This is a genomic window from Rhizobium sp. 01T437, from assembly GCF_056398505.1.
Map to the genome: position 1 here is coordinate 61,631 of NZ_JBFTPM010000001.1, position 13,405 is coordinate 75,035.

Below are 13,405 nucleotides of genomic sequence, written 5' to 3' on the forward strand. Positions count from 1 at the left end.
CGGATTTTGGAATAGTGGGGGTGCTGCTTCGTCCGTTGTCGAGTCAATAAGATGGGCAAGGTTTGCGCCCGCGGCCCCCTCATCCGCCCTTCGGGCACCTTCTCCCCGTTGGGGAGAAGGGGTGTTTGCCGCAATGCCTCGTGCAACTTCAAGCGTCTCTTGTTGCAAGCGGTGCCGCGCGCTCCCCCTTCTACCCATTGGGGAGAAGGTGCCCGAAGGGCGGATGAGGGGGCTCCGGGTGGTGCAGTCGCCAGAATCGACTCGCCAAAAGGAAGGTTGCCGCCACCCACCCCATCAAGCCGACCGCTGGTCCGCCGGCCCCTCCGCCCGCGCCAGGTTCAGCGCACTGTTGATCAGTCCGATATGGCTGAACGCCTGCGGGAAGTTGCCGAGCATCCGCTTCGCACCCGGATCATATTCCTCTGCCAGCAGCCCGACATCGTTGCAGATCGCCAACAGCCGTTCGAACAGGCGCAGCGCATCGTCCCGGCGGCCGATCATGTTGAGGGCGTCGACCAGCCAGAAGCTGCAGGCGAGGAAGGCGCCTTCGCCTGGCGGCAGGCCGTCATCCACTTCCTGTGTCTCGTAGCGCAGCAGCAGGCCATCGCGCAGCAGCTTGCGCTCCACCGCCTCGACGGTCGCGACATAGCGCGGATCGTCAGGCGCAATGAAGCCGACCATGCCGAGATGCAGCAGGCTGGCATCCATCGCCCTGGAGCCGTAGGCCTGGGTGAAACAGCCGAGCTCGGCATTGAACGCCTTCTCGCAGACCTCGGCATGGATGCGGTCGGCGAGCGTGCGCCAGCGGGCGGCGGCTTCCGCCTCGCCGTCCTCCTCGGCGATCTTGACGGCGCGGTCGAAGGCCACCCAGGCCATGACCTTGGAATAGGTGAAATGCTGGCGCTGGCCGCGCACCTCCCAGATGCCCTCGTCGGGCTCGACCCAGATTTTTTCCACAAAGGGCAGGATGGCAGCGGAAAGTTCGCGCTCGCGATGATGCGGCGGCAGCCCGTCCTTGCGGGCCTGCAGCATGGCATCCGCCACCTCGCCATAGACATCGAGCTGCACCTGTTCGGCGGCGGCATTGCCGATGCGCACCGGCGCCGAGCCCTCGTAGCCCTGCAGCCAGGGCACCTGCCATTCCAGCAGGTTGCGCTCGCCGGCGACGCCATACATGATCTGCATCTGAGCCGGCGCGCCAGCGACCGCCCTCAGCAGCCAGCGGCGCCAGGCGTGGGCCTCTTCGTAATAGCCGAGCTTCATCAGGGCGAGCAGGGTCAGCGTCGCGTCGCGCAGCCAACAATAGCGGTAGTCCCAGTTGCGCGGGCCGCCGATCTTTTCGGGCAGGGAGGTCGTGGCGGCCGCGACGATGCCGCCGGTCGGCATGTAGGTCAGCGCCTTCAGCGTGATGAGGGAGCGCTTCACCTGATCCGTCCACTTGCCCACCTTGGGGCATTTCGCGGCAAAGGATAACCAGAATTCCTCCGTGTCCGGCAGCGCATATTCCACCTGCCGCTGCGCCGGCGGCGGCAGATGCGAGGGGGACCAGGTCAGCGTGAAGATCTGGCTCTCGCCGGCCGCAACCTCGAAGCTGCCGACGGTGCTCAACCCACGGCCTTCGAGCGGCACGGCGCAGTTCAGGGTTAGCCGGTCCGGGCCGGCAATGGCGGTGATGCCGCCATCCTCGCCATGCGTGACCCAGGGAACGGTGTGGCCGTAATCGAAGCGAAGGTTGAGCTCCATGTCGAAGGCGACGGTGCCGCTCTTGCCCTCGACGATGCGCATCAGATCGCTCGTTCCGTCGCGCAGTGGCATGAAGTCGGTGAGGACGGCGGCGCCGGTCTCGGTCTGAAACTCGGTTTCGAGAATGAGCGTGTCTTCGCGGTAGCGGCGCGAGACGCTGTATTTGCCGCCCGAGGGCGAGAGCGACCAGAAACCATTATCCTGAGTGCCGAGCAGGGCGGCGAAGCAGGCGGGAGAGTCGAAGCGCGGAAAGCACAACCAGTCGATCGAGCCGTCTCTGGACACGAGTGCCGCGGTTTCGCAATCTCCGATAAGGGCGTAATCCTCGATAGGTGCCGTCACCATAGCCTCCTGCGCATATCAGCTGGGCTTTAGGTAGGGCTCATATGCAGAGGTCAACTGCGTTGATCACCCGCTCGCCATCACGGCCTCAACCAGCCTCCTGTACCGCGGGTGATCGCGGATCGGGTCGAGGTCCGGATCACTGCTCCACCAATAGCGATGCGCGGAGGCGCGCGGAATGACTTTTTCCAAGAGATCGAGCGCCGCTTCATGGTCTCCCATGTTCAGGTAGGCGCAGGCGATGTTGTACATGGCGTTGAGATCATCGGGGTCGATGGCGAGCGTGCGCGCCGCCCATTCCCTGGCGCGCTCGCGCTCGCCGAGATAGGCCAGCACCAGTGCTCCCAGCTGGGCCGGGCTCGAATTCTCCGGATGCAGACTGAGTTCGCGTTCGGCCCGCTCCAGGCCCAGCCGGCCAGCCCGCTTCATGTCGGCGTCGCGGCCAAGCTTGAGATAGACGCAGGCCAGGAGGGCGGCGGAGCGATAGTCATCGAACCGCAGCTGGGTGGCCCGTTCGAACAGGGCGGCGGCCCTTTCGAAATCGCCATTTTCGAAGAAAAAGCGCGCGAAGAAATAGTTTGCCTCATGCAGATCGGGATCGAGCTTCAGGGCGAGCTCGAATTCGGCGGCTGCCTGTTCGCGCTGCCCGCCATATTGGAGGGCGAGGCCGCGCGAGGCGTGTGCGTCGGCGAGATCGGGATCGAGTTCCAGCGCCCTGGCGCTCGTGGCGAGAATGCCTGCTATCGAGATATCGGCATATTGCCAGGAGCGGAGAACGGAATCGCAGAGCGCGATGCCGGCATAGGCGCGCGCATATTCAGGGTCGATCTCGGCTGCCTTCACGAACATGCGCCGCGCCAGCAGCATGTAGGATCTTGAGCACATGTGCAGGAATTGCCGGCCCCGGAGGTAATAGGTGTAAGCCTCGACATCTTCCGTCGGCGCGGTGTTGATCGCCGCTTTCTCGCCCGGCAGCAGCCTGACCTTCAGCTGTTCGATAATGGCGTGGGCGATCTCGTCCTGTATGGCGAAGATATCGGTCAGTTCGCGATCATAACGCTCCGCCCAGAGATGGCTGCCATCCCTGCCGTCGACGAGCTGCCCGGTGATGCGGACGCGGGCGCCGGCCTTGCGCACGCTGCCTTCAAGCAGGAAGGCGACGCCGAGTTCGTGGGCCACCTGCTCGATCTTCACGGGCCGGCCCTTATAGGTGAAGCTCGTATTGCGGGCGACGACATGTAGGTCGGAGATTTTCGCGAGGTCGGTGATGATGTCTTCGGTGATGCCGTCGGAGAAATATTCCTGCTCCGGGTCGCCGCTCATGTTGCTGAAGGGCAGGACAGCGATCGATATTTTCTTGAGCACTCGCGGCTCGGTGCGGGAAGACATGCCCTGATCGAAATTCACGCGGTAGCAGGCGATTGGTTCGGCGATGTTCTTGACCCGCTGCTCGCCCATCGGCTCGAAGGCAAAGGCGAGCTTGCCAGAAACCTCCTTCGAAACCTTGCCCGACACGCAGATGCCGCCGGGCTCGGCAAGAGCCTGCAGGCGGGCGGCGATGTTCACGCCCTCGCCATAACGATCCTCACCCTCGACGATCACCTCGCCGAGATTGATGCCAATTCGAATTTCCAGGGGAGTGCTTTCCGAAGCGCCGGCATTGCGCCTGATCATGCCGCGCTGCAGGGCGGCGGCGCATTCCACCGCGTCGACGACGCTGCCGAATTCGGCCAGCAATCCATCGCCCATCAGCTTGAAGATGCGGCCATTATGTTTGCGGATTTCCGGCTCCAGCAGCTCCTTGTGATCCGCCCTCAGCCGCTGGAACGTGCCGGCCTCATCCTGCTCCATCAGCGCCGAATAACCGGCGACATCGGCGGCGAGAATAGCGGCGAGCTTGCGTTCCATGCCGGTCCCCTCGATGAGCATGCTCTCGAGCGGGAGTGTAGCATAGGCGCGAAAGGCAGTCTGCTCCGCTGCAGATATCGGGAGCAGGCCCTGATATGACGAAGGCGCCGCTGGCAGCGAGAGGGGGCGTCACACGGCACAGCCCTCCGCGATGCGCCGTCTCCCCCCTACAGCAACAGCCGCTCCAGACTCCCCTGGTCCTTCACCCCATGCTGATAGAAATGCAGGATCTGGATGGCCAGTTCCTCGCGCTCGTCATTGCTGGCGATATGCCTTGCCACGCAGATATGCTCAAAGACGCGCTGGCAAAGGGCGACGTCCTCTTCCTGCATCGGCGTCTGACTCGCCGACATTTTCTCTCTGATCATCGACATTCCCTCAAACGTCCCCCCGGAACGTTCTAGGGCGCAGATTGTGTTCTTCAATAAAAAGGAGATCACGTCATCGTGCAGCCCCCGGTCCGCCCTGGGGATTTCTTCAATGCCTGTTCACGATGTTACGCACGTAATAGCAACATATCGGCGCTTGCGGTATGGAAGGAGAAGGGAGGCCCGATTTAGAGCTGTGGGCAACCCTTCTCCACTGGGTTTGCAGCATCCAGCGTGGAGCATTGTAGGCCGGAATAATGGAACCGCAATTTCACTTTTTAAATCTCGGGGAAATTATTTCAGCTATTGCTTAATAAATGCCCGGCGGTACTTTCCGCCGGGCATTTACGCAATCTTTGCACAGTAAAAACGGCGATTTGTGTGACTTTTTGACTGATCAAACCGCAACGCCGATCTGCGATTCGTTCATCTGGGTAAGGCAACGCGCCTGATCGAGCGGCCGGCCGAGCTCCTCATAGCGGGCGGCGGCCTCGGCGAAGGCGGCGACGGCGCGAATCCTGTTGGCCTGGGCCTGGCGCTGGACGCCGCGCGCTTCCCACAGAGCGGCCGCCCAGGGGCCGCCCTGCCACATGCCGGCGATGCGTTCGGCCTCGTTCAGGCGGCGGTCCACCTGGTCGAGATTGCCGGATTGAGCAAGCGCGATGGCCGAGGCGGTGCGCAGGCCCATGGAGCAGGGCTGGCAGCTGCCTGAGGTCAGCAGCCGGTCGCCGGTGAGGATGGCTTCCGCCAGCTTCTCCTTGCTGGTGGCGGAGCGGACGGCGAGCGCCTGCAGGCGAAGCAGCAGGTGGCCGGAGAGCCAGGAGGATTGCGCATCGGCGAGCGCTTTCTGGATGAAGCGGCCGGCGCGCCATTTCTGGCCGCGGGCGAGCGCGATTTCCGCCAGCCGCTCCRGCACCAGCACCCGGCCGGAAATGGCATTGGCCTCCACATGCAGGCGCTCGGCCTCGGTCAGCAGCCGTTCGGCCTCATCGAGATTGCCGGCGCAGCGGGCGATTTCGCCGAGGATGAGGCAGGCGAGCCCGCGGCCGGCGGCGGATTTCGCCTCGTCGGCGACGCCGAGCAGCTCCTCAGCGCTTTCATGGATCAGCCCGTGGCCACGGGCGTCACACAGGCAGAATTCCGCAAGGCAGAGATGGCCATCGAAGACGGCGGGCACGAAGGCGCTGCGCTTCCGCACCCATTCGGTGAATTCGCTGCGGAAAAGCTCGCGCCACTGGCCCTGCATATGGGCAGTGAGGCCGAGAATGGCGCCGGCTTCGCCGACTTCCCGGCCGAGCCCTGCATCCAGTGCCTCGGCGCGGGTCTGGCGGGCGAGATCGGCCGCCTCGCCGAATTCGCCGCTCTGCAGATGCACCAGCGCCCAGGCGAGCGAGGCGCGGATGCGCTCCACAGCGGCGGGCGGCTCTTTACCTGATAAGGCCAGCGCCCGCTCGTAGAGCTCAATCGCGGGGCGGCTGGGGCCGACGCCGAGCTCGGCATGCAGCTTTTCGCGCAGCTGGTCGAACTGGCGGATCGCCTCCGTGCGGTTGCCGGCATCGAGCGCTGCCTGCATGAGGGCGCATTGCGCCTCCTCGTCTGTCGGGTCGAGCGCGATCAGCCGGCGCCAGAGCTTTCCGGCACGCAGCGTCTCTACATAGAGCTGCTGCAGGCGCTGGCGGGGTGCATCCAGCCATTCGAGGAAACGATCGTCCGGCAGCAGCGCGCCGCCATAGAGATCGGCCGCCGCCTCGCATTCGGCCGCGTCCTTGCTGCGCAGGGCCGCCTTTGCCGCAGCCTCGAACCTGATGACGTCGGTTTCAACAGCGGCTTCGGGCGAGAAGGCAACGATTTCCCTTGTTATGCCGATCGCCTCGGGCGCATCCATCGCCTTGCGGGCGAAATGCAGCGCCTTGCGCAGGTTGGCGCCCGCGGCTTCCGCATCGAGATCGGGCCAGAAGGCCTCCATTGCCTGTTCGCGGTGGATGCGGTGCTCCGGCGAGAGCATCAGCAGCTTGATGATGGCGGCGGCGCGATCGCGCTTCCAGGCGGCGGAAGGAATTTCGGCATCATCGATGCGGACGGCAAAGCGGCCGAGCAGGTCTATGGAGATTTTCACCTTGCGCCCCTGTCAGATCAGGCCCGATCCGGCCCGGAATGATTGAAAAATGCCATGCCGAAATGGGTGCCCGTAACAGCGTTCCCACCCGCCGCAGAGAAAGGCACGCCGGGGAACGCTGAGGGAACGGGCTCAAGCGTAATGTCGTCATCGTACATCCGGCGCTGGCGATGGCAACACGGTCAGAGCAGCGCAGAGAGGATCAACCCAGATTTCGCGACCCCGGCCAGAGGCGGCCGGCAAACCAAGAGAGGACCAAGACCATGTCACTGCGTATCAACGACATCGCCCCCGATTTCACCGCCGAGACCACCGACGGCATGATCAGCTTCCACGAGTGGCTGGGCAAGGACTGGGGCATCCTGTTTTCCCACCCGAAGGATTTTACGCCCGTCTGCACCACGGAGCTCGGATACATGGCGCGGCTGAAGCCGGAATTCGACAAGCGCGGCGTGAAGATCATCGGCCTCTCGGTCGATCCGGTCGACAGGCATTCCGGCTGGGCTATGGATATTGCGGAAACGCAAGGCGTGGCGCCGAACTTCCCGATGATCGGCGATCCCACGCTTGCCGTCTCCAAGCTCTATGACATGCTGCCGGCCGCATCCGGCGAGACATCGGAGGGACGCACCGCCGCCGACAACCAGACGGTGCGCAATGTCTATGTCATCGGCCCCGACAAGAAGATCAAGCTCGTCATCTCCTACCCGATGACGACGGGGCGCAATTTCGACGAGATCCTGCGCGTGATCGACAGCCTCCAGCTCACCGCCAAGCATCGCCTGGCAACGCCGGTCAACTGGAAGCCGGGCGATGAGGTGATTATCGCCGGCTCGGTTTCCAACGATGAGGCCAGGCAGCTCTATCCGCAGGGCTGGAAGGAGCCGAAGCCCTATATCCGCATCGTGCCGCAGCCGATCCTGACCTGATTACGGACCATGACGTAACGGCAAGGCTTACATCGCCTTACGTCAGCTACCAAGATTAGGCGAGGGCGGATCTGCGATCCGTCCCCGCCCGCTTCTTCCGCTTTTTTCCCCGCAAGGATATCATCGGCTGCAGAGCCAGTATCCGTTCGCATCAGCATGCCTAGAGCATTTCCGGCGAAAACGGCGTCGCCTTCAATGCTCCTGCTTATTGTTTTCTCTGCAATTCCGGACGCAAAACCGGTTCCCACTTTTGCTGGAATTGCTCTGGATGAGCACATTACGGAGGCAACCATGATTTTCCGACAGCTTTTCGACAGTGTTTCCGGCACCTACACCTATCTCATCGCCTCCAGGCGCGGCGGCGAGGCGCTGATCATCGATCCCGTCCTGGAAAAGGTGGACCGCTACATGCAGCTCGTGCGCGAGCTGGACCTGAAGCTGGTCAAGGCGGTGGATACGCACCTGCATGCCGACCACATTACCGGCCTCGGCGCGCTGCGCGACCAGACGCATTGCATCACCGTGATGGGCGAGCAGACCAAGGCGGATGTCGTGGCCATGCGGGTTGCCGAAGGCGACCGCGTCGGCATCGAGGGGCTCAGCCTCGACGTGCTCTATACGCCCGGCCATACGGACGATTCCTATTCCTACCTGATGGGCGACCGCATCTTCACCGGCGACACGCTGCTCATCCGCGGCACCGGCCGCACCGATTTCCAGAACGGCGATCCCCGCGCCCAATATGACTCGATCTTCAACAAGCTCCTGCGCCTGCCCGAGGAAACGCTGCTCTTCCCGGCGCATGACTACAAGGGCGACACGGTCTCCACCATCGGCGAGGAAAAACGCTTCAACCCGCGCCTGCAGGTCAAATCGATCGAGGAATATGCCGAGCTGATGAACAATCTCCACCTGCCCAACCCCAAGATGATGGACGTCGCCGTCCCCGCCAACAGTCATATCGGCCTCCACCAGGACGAAATCGCCCGCAAGGGCTGGGCGGTATCTGCGAAGGATGCGCTTGTTCTCCGCGGCCGCCCGGATGTTGTGATCGTCGATCTGCGCGAGAGGAGCGAGCGGGAGCGGCATGGGGTGATCCCGGGTGCGTTGCATGCGCCCTATGCGGATCTGCAGGAGAACCTGTCAGCGGGCGGGATGCTGCATGAGCTGGCGGTGGCGACGGGCAAGCGGGTAGTGTTTTACTGCGCGTTTGGGGAGAGGTCGGCGATGGCTGTGCAGGCGGCGCAGGATGCCGGGGTGGGGAGTGCGTGTCATATTGAGGGTGGGATTGATGCTTGGAAGAAGGCTGGGGGATTGGTGGGGGAGTGAGATTGGGAGCTTGCTGGGGCGGCTTCAAGGCGCTGCGAGGCGGCCCGCACCGCGCTCAAGGATCCATATCCCGTCCGTGACGGCGAGATCTCCTGGATCATGGGCAGGGAGCCCAATACCTATGTCTGCGTGCGGGCAAACAGCAACAACGGCTTTGCCGGCTGTAAGGGGCGCAAGGGCTATGTCGTCACCCTGAATAACAGCCGGCCGGCCAACTCTTCCAGAAGGACGCGTGGTGCAGCGAGCCCGCCATCAAATACGAGCGCTTTATCGAGCTCGAAAACCTCAAGAACCTCTGAGGAACCGGCCGGGCCGGTCAAGCCCACAGGACCAGCCCGCCATTCATATAATGGATGCCAAATCCTGCTGCCACCAACGGCAGTGCCAGGCTGCGGACAATGAAAACGAGGAACAGCAGCCACACCTCAAGGCATCCAGACGCCTCTCCGCGCATGGCCCATTTGGTGATGTCAAATTTGAGAAATTTCTTCATGTGGGTCTCCGGCGAAAAAGCTCGCGGGACTCACAATGAGAATTAACGCACCCAAAGGGTTTGGCGTCAACGATGAAGATTACGCAAAATGAAGCTTGTTGGTGAGTTACGCGCAGCTTTTGTCCCGGGTTGACAAATCCACCGACTCAACTGCCGCGCAAACTGCACCTAATTAGACGACCTCAGCAGCTGAAATACAAAGGTAGCAGTCGCGGCCAGCAGTGAAACTTGCGTAAGGCGATAAACGACAAACATCACGAAAAGAACGATCGCGCCGGACCAGCTACGCGCCTCTCCGTGCATTCGCCCAAGCTGAAATTTCAGTTGATGTTTCATGCTGCGGTGCTCCAGCGGATAAATTCGTCGGCACCACAATGGCAAGTGATGCACCCCTAGGGCGGGGTGTCAAACGTTAAACATAGTGTTAGCAGCTTATTTGTCCCAGTCCCCGATGGTCTCGAAAAAGCTTTACAGGCTATAGTTCAGCGGACATTCAACTGGAAGCTTTGTAACTTGCAAACACGGCTCCGAGAATTCCGCGACGAATCCGCTCGTTCTTAAGAATTCAGAACAACGCAGGCGCCCTCCAACCCCCCATGTCCGAAAAATCCACCCCCGAAGCCCTAAGCTGCCGCATCCACGCCCGCCTTCTCGCCCGCAGCCGCGGCCCAGCATGGAGCACCATTTCCGTCCACCTTCTCTCCCACCAGCCGCTCGAAACCAATCTCCTCGTGCCCGCAGTCGCCGAGCCGCTTGTGGTCTGGATCGTCTCCGGCTCGGCTCGGATCGAGGAGCGCGACATCGGTGGGGAGTGGATGTCGGTGGAGGTCGCGGCGGGGGATTTTTATCTGACGCAGAGCGAGACGCCCTATGAACTGCGGTGGGAGACGAGCGCCGGCGAGCCGCTGCGCGTCATGCATCTCTATCTCGGGCTGCCGATCTACCAGCGGGCGATATCAGAGGTTTTGGGCGCAGACGGCGGGGATCGGTTTCGGCTGGCGGATGTTTCGGGGGCGCGGGACGAGGTGATTTCCGGACTGATGGGGATGATCCTGAAAGAGTTGACGGGCGCGGCCGAGCCCAGCGAAATGGTTGTGCAGGGCATTGCGCAGGCGCTCGCCGTCCATCTCGTTCGGCAGTACGGCAAGCGGGATAACTCAGTGCCCGCTCGGCGCGGGGCGCTGCCGGCATTCAAGCTGCAGTTGATCGTGCGGATGATGGAGGCGGGGCTCGATCAGGCTTTCAATCTCAAGAGCCTAGCAGCCGAGGCAGGGCTTAGCGCCTTTCATTTTTCCCGCGTCTTCAAGCAATCGACCGGTTCTTCGCCATCGGATTATTTCATCCAGCTGAAGATGGCCGAAGCCCGCTGGCTGCTGCGCGAGACGGATGCCAGCATCATCCAGATCGCGCTCGATCTCGGCTATTCGAGCCCCAGCCATTTCGCGCAGGTGTTCCGGCGGCAGGTGGGCGTCAGCCCGCGTGACTATCGCGGGTAGAGCCTTTCTGTTTTTACGCAATTCCGGACGCAAAACCGCTGCGCACTTTTGCTGGAATTGCTCTCTTTCGCAGCAAATCCCCGACAGTTTCAGCAAGCGGCCGAGCGAAAGCGCGCGGCCATCCTTCTAGTTTGTTCCCGTCGAAACCAACCGTCTCAGGGCGGCAGAAAAAGGGAATGAAACCATGTCACTCCAAGGAAAAGTTGCTCTTATCACGGGCGCATCGAGCGGTATCGGCGCTGCCACGGCGCTGAAGCTTGCGGCCAATGGCGCCAAGGTCGGTCTTGCCGCGCGGCGCACCGAGCGGCTGGAGGCGCTCGTTGCGGAGATCGAGAAGGCCGGCGGGCAGGGAATAGCGCTGGAGATGGATGTCGTCGACAGCGCCTCCGTCGCCTCCGGCGTCGCAAAACTCGCCGAGGCATTCGGCACGATCGATATCCTCTTCAACAATGCCGGCCTGATGCCGCTTTCGGATATCGATGCGCTGAAGACGGATGAGTGGCACCGGATGGTGGACGTCAATATCAAGGGCGTGCTCAACACGACGGCCGCCGTGCTGCCGCACATGATCGGCCGGAAATCCGGCCATATCGTCAACACCTCGTCGATTGCCGGCCGCAAGGTCTTTGCGGGCCTGTCGGTCTATTGCGCGACGAAACATGCAATCACCGCGCTGTCTGATGGCATGCGCATCGAGCTTGGCAAGAAGCACAATATCCGTGTGACTTGCGTGCAGCCGGGTGCTGTCGAGACCGAGCTTTACGACCAGATCTCCGATCCGGCCGCGCGCCGGCAGATGGAGGAGCTGAAGACGCAGATGGAGTTTCTGAAGGCCGAGGATATTGCCGAGACGGTGCTGTTTGCGCTGCAGTCGCCGCGGCATGTGGATATTGCCGAGGTGTTTGTGATGCCGACGCAGCAGGCTTGGTGATTGACTAGAAGGTGGCTGGGACGCAGTTGTATCGTTGTCCTATTGTGCTTCCCGGGCCCTGAAAAACCCGGGAAGTAAATCGCAGTGGGCTCGGATTGTGCCGTCGAGCCACTCATCCTAGAGCGGCGTCACTGTCCTAAAAATTAAAAAGCCTTCTCAACGGTGCGAGAAATATCGGGATCGACAAAGAAAGCGCCTCTACCCTTTGCTTTTTCGACGCGCTTCAGTCGCCCTTCTTGCAGCATTAGTCCTATTACGCTGAAAGTGAGATAATCCTCGTTTTCTTTATTGTGATCACTTTTTAGATCAAGAGCCCTAGCGGCCTCGGCATTGGTTATTCCATTTTCATTTGCTTGAGCCAACTCTAGCAATGCACCTTTTATTAGCGCTAACCCCAGCTGTGCTCTTTCGAGCGCTCCTGGAGGAACGTTAATTTTGCGCTTTTGGCGTGATGTCTTTCCAGATGGAATTACAACATTCGTAAGTATTCCGCCTGTTGCCTCGGTCCCGAACGTACTGATTATTTCTGCCTCCAGCGCAATGGCATGGATTTCGTCAAGACCGGCGCAGATGATATGTACAATAGGGTTGTAACCGGCGTTTTGAATCTCTTGTATTCGTTTTCCCTTCGAATTGTCTTCGAAGTTTATTAGATGTTCCCAAGCTCGTGCTCCAGAGCCTTTTCCAATATAGAATGGCTTCATCGTTCTCGGGTCTTTGAGGGCATAGACGTAGTAAATCTGCACGAGCTTCCTATCTGATGGTTTGTTTTCTTGCACCTCTTGATTGCATGGCTTTTGTAAGCAATTCATTTACGTCGCTTCGGGTGATGAGGATTTTCACAACTGGTCAGAGTGTCATCTTGAAAGCTGGGCTTCATTCGCTGAAATCGGTTCATACACCCCGCACCGCCCAGGCCACACTCTCAAACCCCCGCGGCCCATCCTCTGACCTGCCATCCAGATATGCCATCCTCAGAGCATCCTGCAGCCGCTCCTGCCTCGCTTCCGGCAATCCATCGAAAAACGCCGAAAACCGTCCCTGCCCATAGACCTTCGGCAGGTAGAAATCGTGGAAACCGGCGTAGTCCATCGTGATCGTCAGCCTTGCCTCTGTGACATCGGCAAAGCCTGCGCCGGCAAAGAGCGCCCGCAACTCGCCCTCGGAGGTCATCGGCCGCGGGCCTGATGGAATGCCGTTGCCTTCGGCTTCGGGTTCGATGGCGCGGATGGTGTTCCAGAAGAGGCGCCAGCTCGGCATGCCGTCATGGGACCAGACGGCGGCGGCAGCGGTGGCGCCCGGCTTGAGGACGCGGCGCATTTCGGTGATGGCCCTGTCGGCATCGGAGACGAAGTGCAGGACGAGCAGGGAATAGGCGGCGTCGAAGCTCTTGTCTTCATAGGGCAGGGCGCAGACGTCGCCCTGGCGGGCCGATATCCTCGGGTCGTCCGTGCGGGCGCCGAGGGCCGCGACGAAGTTTTCCTCGAAATCCAGGGCTTCGATGGCGGTCAGTTCGGGATGGGCTGCGAGCGCCAGCGTCAGGCTGCCGGTGCCGCAGCCGGCGTCGAGGACGCGGCCATGTGCGGGTACGCCGGCGAAGGCGAGGAAGGGGTCTGCGAGCTTGCGGCTCCAGCGGCCCATGGCGGCTTCGTAGGCCTGTGCGCCCCTGGCGATGAAGGTGGATGGCATGGGGTGCTCCCGGCAATTGTGCTTTTGCCGGGCGGATATAGGGCGGGTGGATACGGTGTCT

General features: G+C 61.6%; 11 protein-coding genes. 4 read left to right on the forward strand and 7 right to left on the reverse strand.

Annotation, left to right across the window (positions count from 1 at the left end; translation table 11 throughout):
• Positions 1–294: 294 nt before the first annotated feature.
• The 4 genes from AC1DM5_RS00325 to AC1DM5_RS00340 all read right to left on the reverse strand — a co-directional run bounded on the left by AC1DM5_RS00325 (position 295) and on the right by AC1DM5_RS00340 (position 6,477).
• Positions 295–2,085: a glycoside hydrolase family 15 protein gene (locus AC1DM5_RS00325; RefSeq protein ID WP_477822210.1), complete on the reverse strand. Its 1,791-nt coding sequence runs from the start codon at positions 2,083–2,085 to the stop codon at positions 295–297.
• A gap of 66 nt (positions 2,086–2,151) precedes the next feature.
• Positions 2,152–3,993, reverse strand: a complete 1,842-nt coding sequence (locus AC1DM5_RS00330) for a TPR end-of-group domain-containing protein (RefSeq protein WP_477822209.1) — start codon at positions 3,991–3,993, stop codon at positions 2,152–2,154.
• A gap of 167 nt (positions 3,994–4,160) precedes the next feature.
• Positions 4,161–4,361, reverse strand: coding sequence for a hypothetical protein (locus tag AC1DM5_RS00335; RefSeq protein WP_477822208.1), 201 nt, complete (start codon positions 4,359–4,361; stop codon positions 4,161–4,163).
• Positions 4,362–4,758: 397 nt separating this feature from the next.
• Positions 4,759–6,477, reverse strand: coding sequence for an AfsR/SARP family transcriptional regulator (locus tag AC1DM5_RS00340; RefSeq protein ID WP_477974436.1), 1,719 nt, complete (start codon positions 6,475–6,477; stop codon positions 4,759–4,761).
• A 263-nt stretch (positions 6,478–6,740) separates the two neighbouring features.
• Between AC1DM5_RS00340 and AC1DM5_RS00345 the strand changes: the two genes are divergently transcribed.
• Complete coding sequence (locus AC1DM5_RS00345) at positions 6,741–7,406, forward strand: peroxiredoxin (protein WP_477822206.1); 666 nt, start codon at positions 6,741–6,743, stop codon at positions 7,404–7,406.
• Between the two features lie 291 nt (positions 7,407–7,697).
• A complete protein-coding gene (locus AC1DM5_RS00350) occupies positions 7,698–8,735 on the forward strand; it encodes an MBL fold metallo-hydrolase (RefSeq protein ID WP_477822205.1) in 1,038 nt (345 codons plus the stop codon).
• A gap of 316 nt (positions 8,736–9,051) precedes the next feature.
• On the opposite strand, the gene AC1DM5_RS00355 is transcribed toward AC1DM5_RS00350, so the two are convergent.
• Positions 9,052–9,228 (reverse strand): hypothetical protein, encoded by a 177-nt coding sequence (locus AC1DM5_RS00355; RefSeq protein ID WP_477822204.1) that lies wholly within the window; start codon positions 9,226–9,228, stop codon positions 9,052–9,054.
• 596 nt (positions 9,229–9,824) lie between these two features.
• Here AC1DM5_RS00355 and AC1DM5_RS00360 point away from each other — a divergent pair.
• Positions 9,825–10,724, forward strand: coding sequence for a helix-turn-helix domain-containing protein (locus AC1DM5_RS00360; protein WP_477822203.1), 900 nt, complete (start codon positions 9,825–9,827; stop codon positions 10,722–10,724).
• A 184-nt stretch (positions 10,725–10,908) separates the two neighbouring features.
• Positions 10,909–11,655, forward strand: a complete 747-nt coding sequence (locus tag AC1DM5_RS00365; protein WP_477822202.1) for an SDR family oxidoreductase — start codon at positions 10,909–10,911, stop codon at positions 11,653–11,655.
• A 143-nt stretch (positions 11,656–11,798) separates the two neighbouring features.
• Here the strand turns inward: AC1DM5_RS00365 and AC1DM5_RS00370 are convergent, their stop codons facing one another.
• The gene (locus AC1DM5_RS00370; RefSeq protein ID WP_477822201.1) at positions 11,799–12,401 is read right to left on the reverse strand and encodes a GIY-YIG nuclease family protein; all 603 of its coding nucleotides are present in this window, start codon (positions 12,399–12,401) and stop codon (positions 11,799–11,801) included.
• Between the two features lie 148 nt (positions 12,402–12,549).
• Complete coding sequence (locus AC1DM5_RS00375) at positions 12,550–13,344, reverse strand: class I SAM-dependent methyltransferase (protein ID WP_477822200.1); 795 nt, start codon at positions 13,342–13,344, stop codon at positions 12,550–12,552.
• Positions 13,345–13,405: the final 61 nt, after the last annotated feature.